Raw genomic sequence first — 21,727 nt, forward strand, 5'->3', positions numbered from 1 at the left:
TATTGAACTGGAAGGAGTTCTTTGTAGCTTCTTCCTTTTCATACGCTGAACTATAAGTTTATAATATTTGTTTTATGGCATTCAGAAGAGATAATAAGGTTAAAAGTAACTTTTCGAAGTTGTCTATCAGTCTTTCTTCTCCGGAAGAGATTCTAGAAAGATCACATGGTGAGGTGCTTAAGCCTGAAACAATTAATTACCGTACATATAAGCCAGAAAGAGATGGCCTTTTCTGTGAACGCATTTTTGGTCCTGTAAAGGATTATGAGTGTCATTGCGGTAAATATAAGCGTATCCGTTATCGTGGTATTGTTTGTGACCGTTGTGGTGTTGAAGTAACAGAAAAAAAAGTACGTCGTGAGCGTATGGGACATATCTCTTTGGTTGTTCCTGTTGCCCATATATGGTACTTTAAATCTCTACCAAATAAAATTGGTTATCTTCTAGGGTTACCAACGAAGAAATTAGATACAATCATCTATTACGAAAGATACGTGGTTATTAATCCAGGTGTTAAACGTGATGATGGAGTTAAATATTTGGATTTTCTTACTGAAGAAGAGTATTTAGATATTCTTGATACACTTCCTCGTGAAAACCAAATGCTTGATGATGATGATTCAGAGAAGTTTATTGCTAAAATGGGTGCCGAAGCTTTGTATTCATTGCTAGAGCGTCTTGAGCTTGATACAATTTCTTATGAATTACGTCATAAGGCTAGTACAGAAACTTCACAACAGAGAAAGAATGATGCTCTAAAGCGTCTTCAGGTTGTAGAGGCTTTCCGTGCGTCGAAGAAGAGAAACCGTCCAGAGTGGATGATTGTGAAGGTGGTTCCAGTTATTCCACCAGATCTACGTCCTCTTGTGCCACTCGATGGTGGACGTTTCGCAACTTCCGATTTGAATGACCTTTATCGTCGTGTGATTATTCGTAATAATCGTTTGAAGCGATTGATTGAGATTAAAGCTCCTGAGGTTATTCTTCGTAATGAGAAGAGAATGTTGCAAGAGTCTGTTGATTCATTGTTTGACAATTCGCGTAAATCGAATGCTGTTAAGACAGAGAACAATCGTGCTCTTAAATCATTATCTGATTCATTAAAAGGTAAGCAAGGTCGTTTCCGTCAAAACCTTCTTGGTAAACGTGTTGACTATTCTGCTCGTTCTGTTATCGTTGTAGGACCTACTCTTAAGATTCAAGAGTGTGGTATCCCTAAAGATATGGCAGCTGAGCTTTACAAACCATTCATCATTCGTAAGTTGATTGAGCGTGGTATTGTAAAAACAGTTAAGTCCGCGAAGAAGATTGTAGATAGAAAAGATCCTGTTGTTTGGGATATCTTAGAGAATGTGATGAAAGGTCATCCAGTGCTACTTAACCGTGCACCGACGCTTCACCGTTTGTCTATTCAATCATTCCAGCCTCGCCTAGTTGAAGGTAAAGCGATTCAGTTACACCCTCTTGTGTGTACTGGTTTCAATGCCGATTTCGATGGTGACCAGATGGCAGTTCACTTACCACTTGGTAATGCTGCGATTTTGGAGGCTCAGTTGTTGATGCTTTCTGCTCATAACCTTCTTAACCCAGCGAATGGTGCTCCTATTACAGTACCTTCACAGGATATGGTTCTTGGTCTATATTATATGACTAAGCCAAGAAAAGGAGTTAAGGGAGAGGGACTTTGTTTCTATTCTCCAGAGGAAGTTGAGATTGCCTTCAATGAAGGTAAAGCAGATCTTCACGCTATTGTTAAGGTGAAGACAACAGACTTAAATGAAGATGGAGAGCAAGAAATACGTCTTATTGAAACTACAGTAGGTCGTATCTTATTCAACCAATTTGTACCAAACGAGGCAGGTTACCTTGACAAGTTGTTGACTAAGAAAGCTCTTAGAGATATTATTGCACATATCTTGAAAGTAACTGATAATGCTACAACAGCTAAGTTCTTAGATGATATTAAGAACCTTGGTTATCGTATGGCTTACCTTGGTGGTCTATCGTTTAACCTAGCCGATGTGGTTATTCCTGATGCGAAAGCAGAGATGGTTACAGAAGGTTACCAAGAGGTTGAAGAGATTATGAATAACTATAACATGGGATTCATTACCAATAACGAACGTTATAATCAGGTAATTGATACATGGACCCATGTTAATGCGAAGTTGACAAATACAGTGATGAATACTTTGAGTTCTGATAACCAAGGTTTCAACTCTGTATATATGATGCTTGACTCAGGAGCCCGTGGTTCTAAAGAGCAGATTCGTCAGCTTTGTGGTATGCGTGGACTGATGGCAAAACCACAAAAGTCTGGATCAACAGGTGCTCAGATTATTGAGAACCCGATTCTTGCAAACTTTAAAGAGGGTCTTTCTGTCTTAGAGTACTTTATCTCTACTCACGGTGCACGTAAAGGTCTTGCGGATACGGCATTGAAAACAGCCGATGCGGGTTATTTGACTCGTCGACTAGTAGATGTTGCGCATGATGTTATCGTATCTCAACAAGATTGTGGAACACTTCGTGGATTAACAGCTTCGGCAATTAAGAATAATGAAGAGGTTGTTGCCTCTCTTTATGAAAGAATTGTTGGTCGTTGTACTGTTCATGATATTTTCCATCCATTAACAGGTGAACTTATTGTTCGTGCTGGTGGACAGATTACTGATGAGATTGGTTATGCGATTGAAAACTCTCCAATTGAGAAAGTTGAAATTCGTTCTGTTCTTACTTGTGAGTCTAAGCAAGGTGTTTGTGCTAAATGTTATGGTACAAATCTAGCTTCTGCTAGAATGGCACAAGAAGGTGAATCTATTGGTGTTGTTGCAGCACAGTCAATTGGTGAGCCGGGAACACAGCTTACACTTCGTACTTTCCACGTAGGGGGTATTGCAGGTAACGTTTCTTCTCAGTCTACTGTTGTAGCTAAATACGAGGGTATTGCTGAGATTGACGAACTACGTTCTGTTCCTTTTGTTGATGAAGATGGTAAAAGTGTAGATATCGTTGTTAGCCGTTTGGCTGAGTTACGTGTTGTAGATAAGAATACTAAAATTACACTTTCTACACATGCTCTTCCTTATGGTTCGAAATTATTCATGAAAGAGGGTCAGGAAATTTCTAAGAATGACCTTATTTGTGAATGGGATCCATATAACGGTGTAATCATCACTGAGTTTGAAGGACGTATTGAGTTCTCAGATTTACAGGATGGTATCACTTATCGTGAAGAATCGGATGAGCAAACAGGTTTTGCTGAGAAGGTTATTATCGAGAACCGTGATAGAACTAAGAATCCAAGTTTACGTATTGTAGACGAGGAGGGAGAGTTGATCAAGTCTTATAACTTGCCAGTTGGCGGTCACGTTAATGTGGACGAAGGACAGGTAGTTACTAAAGGTGTTGTTCTTGTTAAGATTCCTCGTGCTTCAGGTAAAGCAGGTGATATTACCGGGGGTCTTCCTCGTGTTACTGAGTTGTTTGAGGCTCGTAACCCATCTAATCCAGCTGTTGTTTCAGAGGTTGATGGTGAGGTTAGTTTCGGAAAAATCAAGCGTGGTAACCGAGAGATTATCGTAATGACTCGTTTGGGTGATATTAAGAAATATCTTGTACCTCTTTCTCGTCAGATTCTTGTTCAAGAAAATGATTATGTAAGAGCAGGTACACCACTTTCTGATGGAGCTATTACTCCTTCTGATATCTTGCGTATTGAAGGACCTACTAAGGTTCAGGAATATATCGTGAATGAAGTTCAAGATGTATACCGTATGCAGGGTGTGAAGATTAATGATAAGCACTTTGAGGTTATCGTTCGTCAGATGATGCGTAAGGTTGAGATTGATGATCCGGGAGATACTAAATTCCTAGAGCGTCACTTAGTTGATAAGCATGAGTTCATGAAAGAGAATGATTGGATCTACGATAAGAAGGTTATTATTGATTCTGGAGATTCAGAAAACTTCAAACAAGGTATGATTGTTACAGCACGTCAATTGCGTGATGAAAACTCTCAATTACGCCGTAAAGATTTGAAGGTTATTGAGTCAAGAGATGCAGTACCAGCGACTTCTGGTCAGATTCTTCAAGGTATCACTCGTGCAGCGCTTCAAACGAAGAGTTGGATGTCTGCTGCTTCTTTCCAGGAGACGACTAAAGTCTTGAATGAGGCTGCTATCAACGGTAAAGTGGATAACCTAGAAGGTATGAAAGAGAATGTGATTTGTGGACATTTGATTCCTGCAGGTACTGGACGTAAACTGTACAGAAACCTAGTTGTTGGATCAAAAGAAGACTATGATCGTTTGGTTGATTCTAAAGACTAATAAAATTTTCGTATGAATAGAGAAGAAAATCAATCTATAAGTATCGAGTTACCTGAAGAGGTAGCTGAAGGTACATATTCGAATCTAGCTGTGATTTCTCACTCTAGCTCAGAATTTGTAATGGATTTCATTCGTATGATGCCTGGTGTGGATAAAGCAAAGGTAAAATCACGAGTGGTGATGTGTCCTGAACATGCGAAACGACTTTTGTTGACTTTAGAAGAGAATGTAAGAAGATATGAGTCAATGCACGGATCTATTAAATTACATGACGGAGAGCCTTCTATGCCTCCACCAATGAATTTTAGCGGACCTGCAGGTGAAGCATAAATATATAAAAAGAGGAAACGATTTCGTTTCCTCTTTTTTGTTTATAAGACTGATAGATGATTAGCCTTTTATTGTTACTTCAGTTTTTTAATCTCAGTACTTATTTGTGCCTCTGTATGTACACCAGTACCTTTCCATGCAATCTTTCCATTTTTAAAGATATATAGAGTAGGAATAGATCTAACTGCATATCTTTTGGCTGTTGCTTTATTCTTGTCAACATCAACTTTGACAATAATAACTTTACCTTTGTTATCTTCTGCAAATTTTTCAAGAATAGGGGCTTGTCTTTTACATGGACCACACCATGTAGCATAAAAGTCAACTACAACTGGTAGTTTTGTTTTTAAAAGCTCATCAAAAGATTGCGTTTTTTCATTGAACTCTATTTCAACGTTGCTTTCTCCTGCAATACTTGCTGTTAATGAACTTAATGCTATAAAAGCAATAAATAGTAGTTTTTTCATTTTGTCGAATAATTATTTGATGATGGTAATATATAAAAAAAGAGAGTTTTGTTACCTATGAAATGACTTTTATTTGTCAAGTTATGATAAGGGGATATTTGATCCTTTAGCCCTTAACTTTCAGTTAAAACATATTTGAAGGTCTATTGTTTAGGATTTTTACTTAAGTCTAGTTAATATGCTGTAATAATGCTTACTATGAGTTTGTGATCATTTCGTGTCTAAAAACATATTCAAAAAATAAATAATAAACAGAATAATGCCACATCTATTATTAATAATGTTGTTATTTTTATTGGCATACAGTAACTAGGCACTTATCGTTTAAATAGAGAATATGACTGATATAGATATTGCACAAGGTATAGAGATGAAACCGATTAATGAAATTGGTCGTGACTTGGGGGTGGACATTGAAAAGATGGAACTTTATGGAAAGTACAAAGCAAAACTTCCATTAGAGCTTATTGATGAAGAGAAAGTAAAGAAGAGTAAGTTGATATTGGTATCTGCAATCTCTCCAACACCTGCAGGTGAAGGTAAAACAACTGTTTCGATTGGACTTACGCAGGCGATGAACCAGAGGAAGAAAAAGACAACTGTTGTGCTTAGAGAACCTTCTTTGGGTCCGGTATTCGGAATTAAAGGAGGTGCAACTGGTGGTGGATGGTCACAAGTTTTGCCAATGGAAGATATTAATCTTCACTTTACGGGTGATTTTTCTGCAATTGAGAAAGCAAACAATCTATTGGCAGCTCTGATTGATAATAATATCCAAAGCAAAACAAAATCTTTAGGTATTGATCCAAGAACTGTAGAGTGGAAGCGTGTCATGGATATGAATGATAGATCTTTGAGGAATATCGTTGTTGGATTAGGAGGAACGACTTCTGGTATACCTCGAGAAACTGGATTTGATATAACAGCAGCTTCTGAAGTTATGGCTATTCTGTGTTTGGCAACAAGCTTCTCTGATTTAAAAACTCGTCTAGGTAATATATTTGTTGGTTTTACTTTCACAGGAGATCCTATTTATGCTAGAGACCTTAATGCGGAAGGTGCTATGGCAGCTTTATTGAAGGATGCAATTAAACCAAATTTAGTACAGACCATTGAAGGAACGCCTGCTTTGATTCATGGTGGTCCGTTTGCAAATATAGCACAAGGGACTAATTCTATTTTGGCAACAAAGATGGGGCTTTCTCTTTCTGATTACGTTGTTACTGAGGCAGGGTTTGGATTTGATCTAGGAGCCGAGAAGTTTATCGATATAAAATGTCAATACGGAGGTCTTTCTCCCGATTCAATCGTTTTAGTTGCTACCGTAAGAGCATTAAAATATCATGGAGGAAAAGAGGTCAAGCTTTTGACTGATGAAGATACTAGGGCATTAAAAGCTGGTTTACCGAATTTGGAGAAACATATTGAGAATATGTTCCACTTTTGTAAGAATCCAATTGTTGCGGTGAATAAATTTCCAACTGATACAGATGAAGAGTTGGAGCTAATTATCGAAGCATGTAAAAAGCTAGGGGTAAAAGCTACAGTTGTTGATATTTGGGCACAAGGAGGAAATGGAGGTCTTGATTTGGCTGATCTAGTGATTGAAACATGCGATGAGAATAGTGAAAAGGTTCTACCTCTTTATGATTGGAGTTGGCCGGTAGAAAAGAAGATTAAGACTGTCGCTTCAACAATATATGGTGCGATTGCTGTTGATTATACAGCACAAGCAAAGAAGGACTTGCAGAAAATTGAGAAGTTAGGACTAAACAATCTTCCAATCTGTATTGCCAAGACACAAAAGAGTTTATCTGATAATCCTAAATTATTAGGAAGACCAAAGGATTTTGTTGTGACTGTTCGAAGTATTGAAATCTCTTCTGGTGCCGGTTTTATTGTCCCTATTACAGGGAGTATAATGCGTATGCCTGGTTTGCCAGCTACTCCAGCGGCAGAAAGAATTAATATTTCGGATGATGGTAACATTTCAGGGTTATTCTAATATAAAATCATTTTATTTAGAATGTTAGAGGTGTTTTTATTCGATGGTATAAAAAGATAATACATGATGATTTTTTATCTTCACCAAAGACCTAAAAAATAAGATCATGGCTAAAATTGTTGCATTTAGCGGAAGTCCGCGAAAGAATGGTAATACAGATACTATTATTGATCATCTACTTAATGTATTAAAAAGTAATGGTCATGAAGTTGAAATGGTTCGTTTGAAGAGAGAGGAGATAAGAGGATGTAGAGCATGTGGTGTTTGTAGAGAAAAAAAGGACCTACGGTGTTACTCTAATAATGACTTCTTAAATGAATGTATCTCCAAAATGGTGGATGCTGATGGGATAATCTTTGGCTCTCCTGTCTATTTTGCAAATGTTACAACTGAAATGAAAGCTCTGATTGATGTTTCTGGATATGTAACACGTAGTGCAGGTCATGTTTTGGCTCGTAAAGTTGGAGCATCAGTAGTTGCTGTTCGAAGAGCTGGTGAGATGAGTTCTTTTGATGCGATGAATAATTTCTTCTTGATCAATCAAATGATTGTTCCTGGAAGTAGTTATTGGAATATTGTACAAGGAAAGCAACCAGGTGATGTATTAAACGATACTGAAGGTATGGCAACAATAACAACTTTAGGAGAGAATATGTCTTGGCTTTTAGATAAAGTTGTTCCATCGAAGAAGAAGGTGAAGAAAGATATCGGTTTAGATTTAGATCAACCAACTCTTTTTTGATCTTTAATGTAAAATATAATTCAAAAGAGGCAGTCATACAACTGCCTCTTTTGTATGATTAAAATAAGTTCTCTACTGAAAGGTATCTCTCTCCTGTATCATAGTTGAAGGTGAGTATTGTAGCACCTTTCTTGATTTCATGTAATTTTTGTGCAATCGCAGCTAGGGATGCCCCAGATGATATTCCTCCAAATAACCCTTCGACTTTTGCAGCTTTCTGTGCAAAAGCGAAAGCCGCTTCTTTGGATACTTGGATTGTTCCATCAATGTACTCTAATTTTAGGTTGTTTGGAATAAAACCTGCTCCGATACCTTGGATTGCATGTGGTCCTGGATTTCCTCCACTTATTACTGGTGAATCCGTAGGCTCAACAGCAAAAGTTTGAAGAGATGGAAAGTGTTCTTTTAATACTCTCGAAACCCCAGAAATATGACCTCCTGTTCCAACTCCAGTGATCAAATAGTCTATCCCTTCAGGAAAATCTTTGATAATTTCTTGAGCGGTGTTACGAACATGCACATCAATATTTGCAGGATTATCAAATTGTGATGGAATCCAACTGTCTTGATTCTGTTCTTGTAACTCTTTTGCTCTGTCGATAGCCCCTTTCATCCCTTTTTCTTTAGGTGTTAGGTCTAGCTTTGCTCCATACGCTGTTAATATACGCCTTCTCTCAATACTCATTGATTCAGGCATTACTAAAGTTAATTCGTACCCCTTAACTGCAGCGACCAATGCAAGTCCAATCCCAGTGTTACCTGATGTTGGTTCAATAAGTTTACTCTTGCCTGGAGTTATAATGCCATCCTCTTCAGCTTGTTCTATCATTGATAGAGCAATACGATCTTTAATGCTACCTCCAGGATTGGTCTTTTCAACTTTTACATATACGTTATAATCTTCACCGTATAGTTTATTAATCTTTACATGAGGGGTATTCCCAATTGTTTCTAGAATATTATTGAATTTCATCTCCAATGATTATTAGTGGTTTTTATATTAACTTGATATCTTACAAAATGTTCCAAAAAAAAGGCCTTCTTTTTGCAAGAAGGCCTTTTCATGTCGATTATACACATGTAGCTATACTTGCCTTCTTGAGAGTAGACAGTAGCAACAACAATTGATATTTGAGTATAAATAGAGCATATAATTATTCTTAATATGTCGCAATGTAGTAAAAAAATATAAAAGACAAAATAGTCTTGAAATATTTATGAATATCTAATCCATTTCCAGATCTCTTTAAAGTTTATTTTCTTACCATACATAAGAATACCAGTACTATATATTTTTGCAGCAATCCATACACAGAAAATAAAAAATATAATTAATAGAGACATCGATGTGATTAATTGCCAAACGGGGACACCAAATGCTATTCGTGCTGTCATGATGATAGGCGAACTTAGTGGTATTATACTTCCCCATACCGCCACAGAATTGTCTGGACTTTGCATAACAAGTGTTAGAAGAATAATACTAATGATGAGAGGTATTGTTAATGGCATCATAAATTGTTGACTATCTTCAGGGTTATCCACTGCTGCTCCAATAGCGGCCATTAATGATCCGTAGGTTAAGACTCCTCCTAGGAAATAGAACACAAATAATGAGCCAATATACCATATATTTAGAACATCAAATCCATTTATTATTTTGGTAATGATGTCATTGTCTCCTTGAAGTGCTTCTATTGAAAGAGATGATTTGAGTGCAAGTTGTGTAACTCCAAATAGGATTAACCATATCATTAATTGGGTTAGTCCAACAGCAATGATTCCAATGATCTTACCCATTAAAAGGTGGAATGGTTTTACCGAAGTAATGATTACTTCTACCACTCTGTTTTTCTTCTCTTCCATCACCCCTTGCATGATCATACTGCCATAAACAAATATAAACATATAGATCATGAAGCCTAGTATATATCCTAAACCAGATGCTATCCCTGAGAAACTATCTTTTTTCTCCCCGTTGTCCGAAACAATTTGCTCATTAAGTCTAACTCGTGTTTTCGTCTCTTTAAACTCTCTTTCTAATCCAGGGATATTGTATTTATCTACAAGCTGTTTAATTTTAATTTGTGATACTCCAGCCGTTAGTTTTGATTTTATATTCTCACTAATAGCAAATGATAATAACTTGTATGAAGTTAGATTTGCTTGTGACGAGCTTATTATATCTTTTGGGACTTCCAGAATTGCATCATACTCTTTTTTAAGCTCTGGAGTCTCAAGGTAGGCATCTTTTAATTCAGCTGTGATATTTACGTACTTGATCGTTTTAGATGATTTAAAGAGGTGCTGTAACTCTCTATTGTGATTAAGTACCCCAATTTTAGTCTCTGGTGTCTCAGAATGGATCATCAGGTATGCAGGGATCGTAGTCAATGCAATAATCAGAATAGGAGTTAATATAGTGAAAAGGATAAAAGATTTTTTCTTTACTCGAGTTAAATATTCTCTTTTTATTACAAGTGAAATAGGGTTCATAAGTTAGCTTTTAGTGGTTCTCTGTAACACATTTAATGAAAATCTCATGTACGGAAGGGATAACCTCTTCAAATTTAATTAGTAAGCCATTCGAAAATATCTTATTCATAACGACTTGTAATTCTTCTTTTGAATTAGACTTTAAAGTTAGAAAATATGTGTTCTCCTTAAGAGTATAATCTACCACTTCTACCCCTTGTATATTTGATATTTCAATCTTTTCACTTGCTCTATATTGAAGCTTGTATCTGTTTGTTCTAAACTGTTCCTTTATCTCGTTGATGTTTCCATCTAAAATCTTCTTTGATTGATTTATTAGAGCCATTTTATCACAAATATTCTCTGCGGCATGCATCTGGTGGGTGGAAAATATAATTGTTTTACCCATCTCTTTAAATCGAGTTATCTCATCTTGAAGCATCTGTTGATTGATTGGGTCAAAACCACTAAAAGGTTCATCAAGAATCAAAAGATCAGGCTCATGAATAACAGTACATATAAACTGAACCTTTTGTTGCATTCCTTTTGATAACTCATTGACCCTCTTATTCCACCATGTTGTGATGTCAAACCTTTCAAACCACACTTTGAGTCGTTTTAGGGCTTCCTTACGTTCTAAACCTTTTAGTTGGGCGAAATATAGCGCTTGTTCTCCAACCTTCATTTTAGGATATAGACCTCTCTCCTCAGGAAGATAGCCAATGTGCTTAACCATATCTCTAGTAAGTCTTTTTCCTCTGAATAGTATTTGCCCCTTATCTGGAACTGTAATATGATTGATCATTCGTATAAGGGTTGTCTTTCCTGCACCATTCGGTCCCAAAAGGCCATATATATCCCCCTCGTTTATCTCTAGACTAACATTATCTAAAGCAAGATGATCGGCATATCTTTTTGTGACATCTTTGACTTCTAAGATATTCATAAGCTGATTTTTTGTTTATATCAAAGTTAAAAAAAATCAAGAGATGTGCAATTGGCTTAATGATAGTATGTTGAATAAATATTAAGACTTTTTATGTTTGCTAATTAGGCACTTGTTTGATTAATTATATAGTTTCACATAATATAAATATATATGGTTGTATAGCATGTATTTATTTTGTTCCCCCTCTTGACTTTTAATCTTTAGATATTAAAAAATTTAGAAGAATGTTAATGTATATATGGTCTTGAACCTTAATGTTATAGTTCATGTTAATAGTAATATATTACAAAGGAAAGGGGAGGAGCGATTATGAGATTTATTGCTGTGATTATTTTAATTCTATTCTATCTTGAGGTAGGTGCAAAAAGACTACCTCAGAAGAGGAAGAAGATTGATTTCTCTATCGAATACATTCACAGTCCCAATACGTATAATCGTTCTATTAGAGCTATTGGATATTTCCAATCGAATATATTATGGGGGATTTATGGGGAGAACACTTCTGATAAAGCCGATGCGCTTATGGGGGATGCTGAATCAAAAGGGTGTTTGTATAATGTCTTCGGCTATCGCTTGACTAATTTTCTCTCTTTGGGGCCTATGGTTGGTGTTGGTCGTAGTCTTTATAATGATCAAACATTCCAATATGGTGGCTTTATGGGAATTAGAGTGTCAAAGATTCTTCTATCTTGTCAGTATACTTCTACAAGTAGTTTTGGTGTTGGGCTGGGACTATATTTTAAATAACAAAACATAAAAGGCTGTATCATATGAGATACAGCCTTTAGTATTTGCTTAATTAAAGAGGTCTTAATTCTTTATCAACAAAGAAAAGATATTATGAGCACAGTTCACGTATAACTGACATTGCTTCTTTTACTTGTGCTGTTAATTCAGCATATTTACCTTCTTTGATGATTTCGCTTGTGATCAACTGAGATCCCATTCCAACACAAGTTACACCTGCATTAAACCATCCTTCAAGATTTTCTTTTGTAGGTGTTACTCCACCTGTAGGCATCATTAGTGCCCATGGCATTGGTGCTTTTACCGATTTAACAAAAGCAGGTCCACCAACTTGTGATCCAGGGAATACTTTTGCTACCTCAGATCCAAGTTCTAATGCACGCCCAACTTCAGTAACTGATCCACAACCAGGTGACCAAAGGATACCACGACGGTTACAAACCTTAGCTGTCTCTTCGTGAAGAAGTGGAGCAACAACAAAGTTTGTTCCTAGTTGAATGTAAAGTGCTGCTGTTGCTGCTTCAACAATTGAACCAATACCTAGAATCATCTCTGGAGTTTCAACTGCTGCCCATTTTACTAGTTCAGCAAAAACTTCATGTGCAAAATCACCACGGTTAGTGAATTCGAATACACGAACACCACCATCATAACATGCTTTAACGATGTTTTTACAAACTTCTATATCTTTGTGAAAAAATACAGGAATCATACCTGTCTCTTTCATTTGTGCAATAACTTCTAACTTACTAAAACGTGCCATTTCTTGTAAATTTAAAATAAAAGCACTGTGGTAATATTAAAAAACCACAGTACTTCTAATAATTCAGATTTCTTAAATACTTATCGTGATACACGTCCAGAAGCATCTCCAGACATTAATTTCTCAACTTCTGATACAGTAGCAAGGTTGTAGTCACCATAAATAGTGTGCTTCAAACAAGATGCTGCAACAGCAAAGTTAAGAGCTTTTTGATCATCTTTTGGGTAAGTGATTAATCCATAGATTAAACCTCCCATGAACGAATCTCCACCACCTACACGGTCTACGATGTGCGTGATTTGATATTGTGGTGATTCATATAATTTCTCTCCATCATAAAGTACTCCTGACCATGAGTTATGGTTAGCAGAAATAGATCCACGAAGAGTTGTAATTACTTTTTTAACACGAGGAAAGCGATCCATGATTTGGCGTGAAACTGATTCATAAGCTGCACCTTCTACATGTCCACCTGTTACATCAACACCTTCTGGGTGAATGTCAAGTACCATTGCTGCATCTTCTTCGTTTCCAAGAACAACATCACAACCTGCAACTAATTCTGGCATCACTTCATTTGCTGTTTTACCATAGTTCCAAAGCTTCTTTCTGTAGTTAAGGTCAGTAGATACTGTGATACCTTTTTCATTTGCTTTCTTAATAGCTACAGCCAATACATCACAAGCATTTTGTGATAGGGCAGGAGTAATACCTGTCCAGTGGAACCACTGTGCATCTGCAAATACTGCATCCCAATCGATCATTCCTAATTCGATAGAAGAGATAGCCGAGTGAGCACGGTCATAAACTACATTAGATGCTCTTGTTACTGCTCCTGTCTCTAGGAAATAGATACCTAATCTCTCTCCTCCCCAAATAATATTATCAATATTAACTCCGTATTTACGAAGATCTTTCATGGCACAGTCACCAATATCGTTCTTTGGTAGGCGAGTTACGAAATCTACAGGAATTCCATAATTTGCTAATGAAACTGCTACGTTTGCTTCTCCTCCTCCATAAGTTGCTGTGAACTCTTTAGATTGTGAGAAACGTAAATAACCTGGTGTTGCAAGACGCAACATGATCTCTCCGAAGGTAACTACTTTTTTTGTCATCGTCTTTAAATAACTTAAATCACTCTTCTGCTTATCAGTAGTGATGGTTTATGCTTGTTTTATTATTCAATATCTATGCTTGTGCAATCGATTGTAAAAGTAGGCATAATCTTGAAACTGCAAAATAAAATAAGACAAATTTCATACACTATTATGGAATGAATATTTGTGTGTCTGATTTAAGCTATTGATAGGTAGGTTGTTATGTTGGTTTGTAGTAGTTTGTGTTTTACGACATGTTTCGTTAAATTAATAGATTGATATATTGGTTGTGCGATTGATGACTAAAAAGAGAGCGTATAACTGTTTAATTTTAAGTGCGAAGTATATGAACCATATTTTGTGTACTTTGTAAGGGGTTAATCTGGATTAAACATCATTTTATGTATAAAATGATGTTTCTCCTTCATCTTTTACTATTAGTCCTCTGTAATACATATTATATCGTTTGTTCCAGGTATGTTAATTATGAATTTATTTAAAAAAGTGCTATAATTACAGAAGTCAAGTGGCTAATGTGATAAATAGAACAGCTATATTCTACCTTATTACATCAGATATAAATAGATTTTACACGTCTCCTAAAATATTTAATCAATGAAGCTCTCGATAATCATTCCTGCATATAATGAAGAAGCAACGATATGTTCAATTCTCAATGCTATTCAGCGTGTTACTCTAATAAATGAAATTGAGAAAGAGATAATTATTGTTAATGACTGCTCATCGGATAATACTGTCTCCGAGATAGAGGCATTTATGAAGAGTAATACATTAGACAATATCCAGCTTTTTCATCAGCCGAATAATATGGGAAAAGGAGCTGCGATTCACAGAGGAATTAAAGAAGCCAATGGTGATTATCTAATAATACAGGATGCGGATCTAGAGTATGACCCACGCGAATATAACTTGCTTTTAAAACCATGTATTGAAGGACATGCTGATGTTGTCTATGGGTCTAGGTTCATGGGATCGAACCCTCATCGCATATTGTTCTATTGGCACTCAAGGGGTAATAAGTTCTTGACTAATTTGAGTAATATGTTTACCAATCTTAATTTGACGGATATGGAAACCTGTTACAAATTATTCAAATCAGAGAAAGTAAAGTCTTTATCGCTCCAAGAGAAGCGCTTTGGTTTTGAGCCCGAAGTCACTGCTAAGATTAGCCGATTGCCTAAGATACGAATATACGAAGTAGGTATATCATACTATGGAAGAACTTATGATGAAGGTAAAAAGATTGGATGGAAAGATGGATGTCGTGCCATTTGGTGTATCATGAAATACAATATTTGGGCGAAATAGTTCCTTTATTCCTTAGGACATATTAGGTTAAAAAATGTACCTTTGAATAATAATATTGGATGTTGAAACGTATACGTTATTCATTTAAACAAGAGCTCTTATGAAAATTGAAGTATCTAACGGGGAGATTGTTGATAAGCTAACAATCATCGAGATTAAATTAGAGAGAATTAGCGACGAAGCTAAATTGGCGAATCTTCGTAACGAACACAAAGTTCTTGACGAAGCTGTGAAGAAGATTATTGACAAAGCGGATCCTCTATATAAAGAGTTGTATGATATTAATTGTCAACTTTGGGATATTGAAGATCACATTAGAGATCTTGAGAGAGAAAAGAAATTTGGAGATGATTTTATTCAAACTGCTCGATCAGTATACTTTACCAATGACAAGCGTTGTGAAGTAAAGAGAGCAATCAATGATAAGACTGGCTCTGAGCTTGTTGAAGAGAAATCATATGAGGATTACCAATAATAGGGTAGTTATATCATAAAGAACTTATTATAGAGAACATCTTCCCTAAAGTTATTAGCTTGTGGAGTTGATGTTCTCTTATTTGTTTAACTCGTTTTATTCTCTTAAGCTTATTTCAATTGAAAAATATACTACTATTCCGTATGTCAGCAATGGGGGATGTGGCCTTAACTGTTCCTGTTATTAGAGCAGCTGCAGAAGCCAATCCTGAGAGTAAATTCACCTTAGTAACACGTCCATTCTTTGCTCCTTTTTTTGAAGGCATTGAAAACCTCGAACTTGTATTTCCTGATTTAAAAGGGAAGCACAAAGGTTTTTTAGGCTTGATCAAATTCTACTTTGAATTACAGGTGCAAAAAAAATGGGATGTAATTCTTGATCTTCATGATGTGTTACGAACACGTGTTTGGAGATCACTATTTCGTTTCGCTGGCAAGCCAGTATATGTAATTGATAAGGGACGTAAAGAGAAAAAGGATATCCTTCTAAGAAAATCTGATACACCACTGAAGCATGTAACGGAGCGTTATCTCGACGTATTTAGAAAAGCTAAAATTGAAACTGCACCTTTAAAAATCGCTTCAATAATCCCAAGTTCCAATGTCAAAGAGAAGGCTCGTAGACAATTGGCCGAACTCTGCTTAAAAGGATCAAAAAGCATTGGTATTGCTCCATTTGCGATGCATGCCCCAAAAATGTGGGGGCTAGATAACTGTCATAAACTAATGGATTTAATCCAAGAGAAATATAACGTAACGTTTTTTCTTTTTGGAGGAGGTAGCGAAGAGGTCGAGAAATTATCTCGATTAGAAGATAAAAAGAGAGGACGATTCTCAATGGCTGGAAAGATCCCATTCCAAGATGAAATCGCCTTTATATCGTGTCTAGATTTAATGATCGCAATGGATTCATCGAACATGCATCTAGGTGCATTGACTGGAACCAAGACTGTTTCTATATGGGGTGGGACAGATCCCGTCTTTGGCTTCTCTGCTTTTGGACAACCCAAAGAGTATAGCATCCATATTCCTGAAGGAAAATTAGCGTGTAGACCTTGTTCTGTTTATGGGGGCAAGCCTTGTAGTCAAGAAGAGATACTGTGTATGAAATATGTAACACCCTCTTTGGTGTTGAATGTTCTCGAAGAGCAGGGAGTATTATTGTAGTTCGTTTGTTACGGATGATGATATCAAAAATGCGATTAATCAGAATTAATCGCATTTTTAATATCATATAATTGATGGGCTACAGACACCAATGAGTCGCTTATGTCAACTATATTTATTTGCCGTATAAGGTCTACTTTTTCCAGAAACGAAGACTCTTGAAAAAGTTCTTATACCTATATTTAACCACCCTCTTGTGCTTATACTTGTGGTCATACTCAACCAATAATCGAGCTCCCTCTTCAGGATCTTTTTTCCACTTGCGAGCATAAGCCATACCCATCATGATCAAAGAGTCCTTATCCGCATCAAATTGACGAAGATTATACAATCCTTTCTGATAGTCTATCGAGATAAACTTCATACGATTAAGATCGATTATAGAGAATAAATACTCTCCCTTTTCCGACACATTAATTAGTATATTACCTGGTGAATAATCAAGGTGAAACACACCATTCTTATGAAGCTTCTCAAATGTGTAATCAATAAATTGGTTTAATATCTCTTCTCTATTCGAAACATGATATTCAAGCACTTCACGTATGGTGAAATCATAAGTCTTTTGAACAGAAACATAATAGCTCTTAAAGAATAAACCATTCTTATATACCTCTACATAGCCTACTGGTTCAGGAGAATCGATTCCTAAATCACGAAGCTTGTGTGCATAATCATAAGATCGTTTTGCTTTCGACTCTCTAAAATTACCATACACAAACTTATTGATAAAATTGGGGGTTTTGAATGACTTTACATTAAAGCATTTACCTCCAACATTAAATTTACTCACCGTATTACGGCCTTTGTAAATTATTTCGCCCTCCTTCTCAAATATAGTGTCTAGGTTCTCTAACCATCCTTTATATTCTTGATACTTGGAGGATATTTCCACCTTTTGTTTTTTCATTATCTCTTCTTTACTGAGAAGCCTTCTAATTTGTATCTATTACAACAATCGAACCGCTATAGCTTAAACCCTTGTGCAATAAGAGTCTCTTTCAAAACTTTCGTGAAATGTGCGTTATCTGCCCTCTTATATCTTACGTCAGTATACACTTGTGCGAGATTGTCTTTGTTATTCTCTTTTACAAACTTAATACTTTCTTCAAGTTCTTCTTTCTCTTTATAGAGACTTTGAATATCAGCATCACTAAAATCTTGATACTTTTCGTAGTGCACCACTGCATTCATCGGCAATCTGTTGGTTAGCGGAGGATTTGCATCTGGCCATCCAAGAGTGATAGTTGTAATTGGAATTACTCCTTTAGGCAACTGCAATGTTTCGATGATTTGAGGTGCATTATATATTGTAGTACCCAAATAACACAGTCCTAAGCCCTTCGATTCAGCAGCAACCGATATGTTTTGAGCAACTAACATGGAGTCAATAGTTCCATTTATTAACCACAAAAGATCATCATAACTTGCATCTGCATTATTTATCTTACACCACTGGTGAACACGTCTAAAGTCTGCACAAAGAGTCAAAACAACAGGTGCATTCTTAACCATAGGTTGGTTAAAATGTGCTGGTGATAAGGCCTCTTTCTGCTTCTCATCTTCTGTGACAATCACAGCGTACATCTGCATGTTACCAGTGTTAGAGGCACGAATACCTGCTTCAAGAATGGATTCCAAAAGATCTTTACCTATAGGTTGATTGGTGTATTTACGTATGGATCTATGTTGATTAAGTTGATGAATCATACTCATATTAGTTTTGTATTATTATTAGATTTAATAATGCCTCAAAGATAACGTTTTTTTGTCGTATTCAGATGAATCCACAAACGACGTTTCATCATCAAAAACATTCCATTTATTACATATGAACCAAGGATAATATTATCTCTCCATTTCATGATACATTATAAGGAGTAATATTGTATGCCGTTTTACAAAAAAGGAGAGAATTTTCCTAGAAAAATCCATAATAAAAAGATTCTTTGAAAGCTTTCCAAAAAAAATTTGATGTTTTAAAATATACTTTGTTTATTTGTGTACATTTTCAAAAGAGGTTCTAAATTCTTATATAATTTTTAAAGAGAATCATTATGTCTACTATCAAAATTGGTATTAACGGGTTCGGTCGTATTGGCCGTTTTGTTTTCCGTGCTGCTGCAGAGCGTGCAAATGTAGAAGTTGTTGCAATCAACGATCTTATCGATGTTGATTACATGGCTTACATGTTGAAATATGACTCAACTCACGGTCGTTTCAACGGTACTGTAGAGGTTGTTGATGGACAACTTGTAGTAAACGGTAAAACAGTTCGCGTTACTGCTGAGCGTAACCCAGCAGATATCAACTGGGCTGCTGTAGAAGCTGAGTACGTTGTTGAATCAACTGGTCTTTTCTTAACTGAAGAGTCTGCACAAGGACACATTGCTGCTGGTGCTAAGAAAGTAGTTATGTCTGCTCCTTCTAAAGATGCTACTCCTATGTTCGTTGTTGGTGTTAACCACGCAAACTACTCTAAAGATATGAATTTCGTATCTAACGCATCTTGTACTACTAACTGTCTTGCACCTATCGCTAAGGTTCTTAACGATAACTTCGGTATTGTTGAAGGTCTTATGACTACGGTACATGCTACTACTGCTACACAAAAAACTGTTGACGGTCCTTCTGCGAAAGACTGGAGAGGTGGACGTGGAGCTGGTCAAAACATCATCCCTTCTTCTACTGGTGCTGCTAAAGCTGTAGGTAAAGTAATTCCTGAGCTTAACGGTAAACTTACAGGTATGGCATTCCGTGTTCCTACTCCAGACGTTTCTGTTGTAGACCTTACTGTACGCCTAGAGAAAGCAGCTAGCTACGAAGCTATCTGTAAAGCGATGAAAGCAGCTTCTGAAGGTGCTATGGCTGGTGTTCTTGGATACACTGAAGATGCAGTTGTTTCTAACGATTTCGTTGGTGAGAAGTGTACTTCTGTATTTGATGCAGGTGCTGGTATCGGACTTAACGAAAACTTCGTTAAAGTTGTTTCATGGTATGACAACGAGATCGGTTACTCAAACAAAGTTGTTGAGCTTATCGAGCACATGTCAACTGTAGATAACGCTTAAGAAAGTAGATCTTAAGATCAAGATATTTACAAAATAAAAAGAGAGTTTCTTCGGAGGCTCTCTTTTTTTATGCGGTGTCATCTCATAGTCCCAAATGGATAATATTTGCTGCAATTCCCTACCCAAAGATCAGATATCGACACCTGTTGAACTGTTCATTCCCTCTCCCTTCATAACGATCAATCTTCTTAACGGAATGTTCCAACCCTCGATAAACATTCACCTACCATATACCCTCTGTACACCATCCAAACCGTTTCACTCATTATTTTATGTGATTCACTCTTTAAAAATTATAATATCAATAGTCACATTATGATTTTTATCATAAAATGACTATCATTATGATTGAAATCACATTTTGATACAATCAAACTGCTATAGAACTACATAAATAAGAACAAGAATATGCAAGGCAATTATTTCAAGAACTATCCAAACCAAGATGGTTTTTTTAAAGAGTATGGTGGAAGTTATATCCCAGATGAGCTACAAGAAGAGATGAATAAGATTACTGAGGCATACTACTCTATCAGTAAGTCTCACAAATTCATTGCAGAACTTCGTAACATCAGAAAGCATTACCAAGGACGACCAACTCCAGTCTATTTCTGTAATAGACTTTCGGAAAAATATGGTGGACGTATCTACCTTAAAAGGGAAGATCTAAACCACACCGGTGCTCACAAACTTAACCACTGTATGGGAGAAGCACTTCTTGCAAAATACATGGGTAAGAAGAAGTTAATTGCTGAAACAGGTGCTGGACAACATGGGGTAGCATTAGCTACTGCTGCCGCATATTTTGGATTAGAGTGTGAGATCCATATGGGAGAGGTAGATATTAAGAAAGAGTATCCAAACGTAATGAGAATGAAAGTTCTTGGTGCAACTGTGATTCCTGTTACCCATGGTCTTAAAACATTAAAAGAGGCCGTTGATTCAGCTTTCGAAGCATACCTTAAAGATCCAATAAACTCTATCTATTGTATTGGTTCAGTAGTAGGACCACACCCTTTTCCAATGATGGTGAGAGATTTCCAACGAATCATTGGTATCGAAGCGAAAGATCAGTTTCATGAAATGACAGGTGAACTTCCAGACAATGTAGTCGCTTGTGTTGGTGGTGGTAGTAACGCAATGGGTATGTTCTCTGCATTCTTAGAAGATCAAGAGTGTAAAATATTTGGTGTAGAGCCAGGTGGAAAATCTCTTGATGTGTTAGGTGATCACGCTGCTACAATGAGCCTTGGTACTCCTGGTATGATCCACGGGTTCAAATGTTATACATTACAAGACGAAAATGGAGAGCCTGCACCAGTACACTCTATTGCCAGTGGATTAGATTACCCTGGAGTAGGACCAGAGCATAGTATGCTTAAAGATATGAATCGTGTCTCTTATGTGACCGCTAGTGACAAAGAGTGTATTGATGCATTCTATGACCTAAGTCGTAACGAAGGGATTATCCCTGCCCTAGAGAGTGCACATGCTGTTGCTTATGCTATTAAACTAGCACAACAGAACCCTCGAGAATCAATCCTTGTAAACCTAAGTGGAAGAGGTGATAAGGATCTTGATTATATCATTGAAAACTTTGAAATGCCAAAATAACTTCAATAATACTCCATAAGATGCGTTTAAATTTATGCATCTTATGGAGCTGATACCAATCTTTAGACCCTGTTCGTACAATGTGAAGTATCCAACTTCTCGGATTGGAATTCCAACCATACATTGAAGACACGATACTTCTAATTCTAAACGGAAGAATAGT

At 36.5% G+C, this 21,727-nt stretch carries 18 protein-coding genes; 10 read left to right on the forward strand and 8 right to left on the reverse strand.

Annotated elements, in window-relative coordinates; genetic code table 11:
* Positions 1–74 precede the first annotated feature (74 nt).
* Both rpoC and K5X82_17665 read left to right on the forward strand, forming a co-directional pair.
* On the forward strand, positions 75–4,331 hold the full coding sequence (gene rpoC, locus K5X82_17660) for a DNA-directed RNA polymerase subunit beta' (protein QZT37038.1): 4,257 nt from the start codon (positions 75–77) through the stop codon (positions 4,329–4,331).
* Positions 4,332–4,343: 12 nt separating this feature from the next.
* Complete coding sequence (locus K5X82_17665; protein QZT37039.1) at positions 4,344–4,661, forward strand: DUF3467 domain-containing protein; 318 nt, start codon at positions 4,344–4,346, stop codon at positions 4,659–4,661.
* 74 nt (positions 4,662–4,735) lie between these two features.
* Here the strand turns inward: K5X82_17665 and trxA are convergent, their stop codons facing one another.
* Positions 4,736–5,128: a thioredoxin gene (trxA, locus tag K5X82_17670; protein ID QZT37040.1), complete on the reverse strand. Its 393-nt coding sequence runs from the start codon at positions 5,126–5,128 to the stop codon at positions 4,736–4,738.
* Between the two features lie 337 nt (positions 5,129–5,465).
* Here trxA and K5X82_17675 point away from each other — a divergent pair, with 337 nt between their 5' ends.
* Together K5X82_17675 and K5X82_17680 are read left to right on the forward strand one after the other, a co-directional pair.
* The gene (locus K5X82_17675) at positions 5,466–7,133 is read left to right on the forward strand and encodes a formate--tetrahydrofolate ligase (protein ID QZT37041.1); all 1,668 of its coding nucleotides are present in this window, start codon (positions 5,466–5,468) and stop codon (positions 7,131–7,133) included.
* 106 nt (positions 7,134–7,239) lie between these two features.
* The gene (locus tag K5X82_17680) at positions 7,240–7,875 is read left to right on the forward strand and encodes a flavodoxin family protein (GenBank protein QZT37042.1); all 636 of its coding nucleotides are present in this window, start codon (positions 7,240–7,242) and stop codon (positions 7,873–7,875) included.
* 58 nt (positions 7,876–7,933) lie between these two features.
* Here K5X82_17680 and cysK read toward each other — a convergent pair whose 3' ends face one another.
* The 3 genes from cysK to K5X82_17695 form a co-directional block, all read right to left on the reverse strand.
* A complete protein-coding gene (gene cysK, locus K5X82_17685; GenBank protein ID QZT37043.1) occupies positions 7,934–8,848 on the reverse strand; it encodes a cysteine synthase A in 915 nt (304 codons plus the stop codon).
* Positions 8,849–9,090: 242 nt separating this feature from the next.
* Positions 9,091–10,371: an ABC transporter permease gene (locus K5X82_17690; protein QZT37044.1), complete on the reverse strand. Its 1,281-nt coding sequence runs from the start codon at positions 10,369–10,371 to the stop codon at positions 9,091–9,093.
* Between the two features lie 10 nt (positions 10,372–10,381).
* Positions 10,382–11,296 (reverse strand): ATP-binding cassette domain-containing protein, encoded by a 915-nt coding sequence (locus K5X82_17695; protein QZT37045.1) that lies wholly within the window; start codon positions 11,294–11,296, stop codon positions 10,382–10,384.
* A gap of 312 nt (positions 11,297–11,608) precedes the next feature.
* Here K5X82_17695 and K5X82_17700 point away from each other — a divergent pair, with 312 nt between their 5' ends.
* Positions 11,609–12,046 (forward strand): hypothetical protein, encoded by a 438-nt coding sequence (locus K5X82_17700; GenBank protein ID QZT37046.1) that lies wholly within the window; start codon positions 11,609–11,611, stop codon positions 12,044–12,046.
* Positions 12,047–12,137: 91 nt separating this feature from the next.
* Here the strand turns inward: K5X82_17700 and K5X82_17705 are convergent, their stop codons facing one another.
* Positions 12,138–12,809: a bifunctional 4-hydroxy-2-oxoglutarate aldolase/2-dehydro-3-deoxy-phosphogluconate aldolase gene (locus tag K5X82_17705; protein QZT37047.1), complete on the reverse strand. Its 672-nt coding sequence runs from the start codon at positions 12,807–12,809 to the stop codon at positions 12,138–12,140.
* Between the two features lie 80 nt (positions 12,810–12,889).
* Positions 12,890–13,927, reverse strand: coding sequence for a sugar kinase (locus K5X82_17710; protein QZT37048.1), 1,038 nt, complete (start codon positions 13,925–13,927; stop codon positions 12,890–12,892).
* Between the two features lie 597 nt (positions 13,928–14,524).
* Between K5X82_17710 and K5X82_17715 the strand changes: the two genes are divergently transcribed.
* The 3 genes from K5X82_17715 to K5X82_17725 all read left to right on the forward strand — a co-directional run bounded on the left by K5X82_17715 (position 14,525) and on the right by K5X82_17725 (position 16,879).
* On the forward strand, positions 14,525–15,238 hold the full coding sequence (locus K5X82_17715; GenBank protein QZT37049.1) for a glycosyltransferase family 2 protein: 714 nt from the start codon (positions 14,525–14,527) through the stop codon (positions 15,236–15,238).
* A gap of 100 nt (positions 15,239–15,338) precedes the next feature.
* Positions 15,339–15,713 (forward strand): DUF6165 family protein, encoded by a 375-nt coding sequence (locus tag K5X82_17720; protein ID QZT37050.1) that lies wholly within the window; start codon positions 15,339–15,341, stop codon positions 15,711–15,713.
* A gap of 119 nt (positions 15,714–15,832) precedes the next feature.
* Positions 15,833–16,879, forward strand: a complete 1,047-nt coding sequence (locus K5X82_17725) for a glycosyltransferase family 9 protein (GenBank protein QZT37051.1) — start codon at positions 15,833–15,835, stop codon at positions 16,877–16,879.
* Between the two features lie 133 nt (positions 16,880–17,012).
* On the opposite strand, the gene K5X82_17730 is transcribed toward K5X82_17725, so the two are convergent.
* Complete coding sequence (locus K5X82_17730; GenBank protein QZT37052.1) at positions 17,013–17,789, reverse strand: lipopolysaccharide kinase InaA family protein; 777 nt, start codon at positions 17,787–17,789, stop codon at positions 17,013–17,015.
* Positions 17,790–17,845: 56 nt separating this feature from the next.
* Positions 17,846–18,589 (reverse strand): nitroreductase family protein, encoded by a 744-nt coding sequence (locus K5X82_17735; GenBank protein QZT37053.1) that lies wholly within the window; start codon positions 18,587–18,589, stop codon positions 17,846–17,848.
* Between the two features lie 347 nt (positions 18,590–18,936).
* Between K5X82_17735 and gap the strand changes: the two genes are divergently transcribed.
* Positions 18,937–19,950 carry a type I glyceraldehyde-3-phosphate dehydrogenase gene (gap, locus tag K5X82_17740; GenBank protein ID QZT37054.1) on the forward strand — a complete coding sequence of 338 codons (1,014 nt, stop codon included), beginning with the start codon at positions 18,937–18,939 and terminating at the stop codon, positions 19,948–19,950.
* A 408-nt stretch (positions 19,951–20,358) separates the two neighbouring features.
* Positions 20,359–21,564 carry a tryptophan synthase subunit beta gene (trpB, locus tag K5X82_17745; GenBank protein ID QZT37055.1) on the forward strand — a complete coding sequence of 402 codons (1,206 nt, stop codon included), beginning with the start codon at positions 20,359–20,361 and terminating at the stop codon, positions 21,562–21,564.
* The last annotated feature ends 163 nt before the right edge of the window (positions 21,565–21,727 follow it).

Source organism: Prolixibacteraceae bacterium, assembly GCA_019856515.1.
Classification (GTDB): domain Bacteria; phylum Bacteroidota; class Bacteroidia; order Bacteroidales; family Prolixibacteraceae; genus Halosquirtibacter; species Halosquirtibacter xylanolyticus.

Bases quoted from the DNA above. Each gene is read 5' to 3' on its own strand.
- rpoC (QZT37038.1), top strand. From the start codon at position 75: ATGGCATTCAGAAGAGATAATAAGGTTAAAAGTAACTTTTCGAAGTTG.
- K5X82_17665 (QZT37039.1), top strand. From the start codon at position 4,344: ATGAATAGAGAAGAAAATCAATCTATAAGTATCGAGTTACCTGAAGAG.
- trxA (QZT37040.1), bottom strand. From the start codon at position 5,128: ATGAAAAAACTACTATTTATTGCTTTTATAGCATTAAGTTCATTAACA.
- K5X82_17675 (QZT37041.1), top strand. From the start codon at position 5,466: ATGACTGATATAGATATTGCACAAGGTATAGAGATGAAACCGATTAAT.
- K5X82_17680 (QZT37042.1), top strand. From the start codon at position 7,240: ATGGCTAAAATTGTTGCATTTAGCGGAAGTCCGCGAAAGAATGGTAAT.
- cysK (QZT37043.1), bottom strand. From the start codon at position 8,848: ATGAAATTCAATAATATTCTAGAAACAATTGGGAATACCCCTCATGTA.
- K5X82_17690 (QZT37044.1), bottom strand. From the start codon at position 10,371: ATGAACCCTATTTCACTTGTAATAAAAAGAGAATATTTAACTCGAGTA.
- K5X82_17695 (QZT37045.1), bottom strand. From the start codon at position 11,296: ATGAATATCTTAGAAGTCAAAGATGTCACAAAAAGATATGCCGATCAT.
- K5X82_17700 (QZT37046.1), top strand. From the start codon at position 11,609: ATGAGATTTATTGCTGTGATTATTTTAATTCTATTCTATCTTGAGGTA.
- K5X82_17705 (QZT37047.1), bottom strand. From the start codon at position 12,809: ATGGCACGTTTTAGTAAGTTAGAAGTTATTGCACAAATGAAAGAGACA.
- K5X82_17710 (QZT37048.1), bottom strand. From the start codon at position 13,927: ATGACAAAAAAAGTAGTTACCTTCGGAGAGATCATGTTGCGTCTTGCA.
- K5X82_17715 (QZT37049.1), top strand. From the start codon at position 14,525: ATGAAGCTCTCGATAATCATTCCTGCATATAATGAAGAAGCAACGATA.
- K5X82_17720 (QZT37050.1), top strand. From the start codon at position 15,339: ATGAAAATTGAAGTATCTAACGGGGAGATTGTTGATAAGCTAACAATC.
- K5X82_17730 (QZT37052.1), bottom strand. From the start codon at position 17,789: ATGAAAAAACAAAAGGTGGAAATATCCTCCAAGTATCAAGAATATAAA.
- K5X82_17735 (QZT37053.1), bottom strand. From the start codon at position 18,589: ATGATTCATCAACTTAATCAACATAGATCCATACGTAAATACACCAAT.
- gap (QZT37054.1), top strand. From the start codon at position 18,937: ATGTCTACTATCAAAATTGGTATTAACGGGTTCGGTCGTATTGGCCGT.
- trpB (QZT37055.1), top strand. From the start codon at position 20,359: ATGCAAGGCAATTATTTCAAGAACTATCCAAACCAAGATGGTTTTTTT.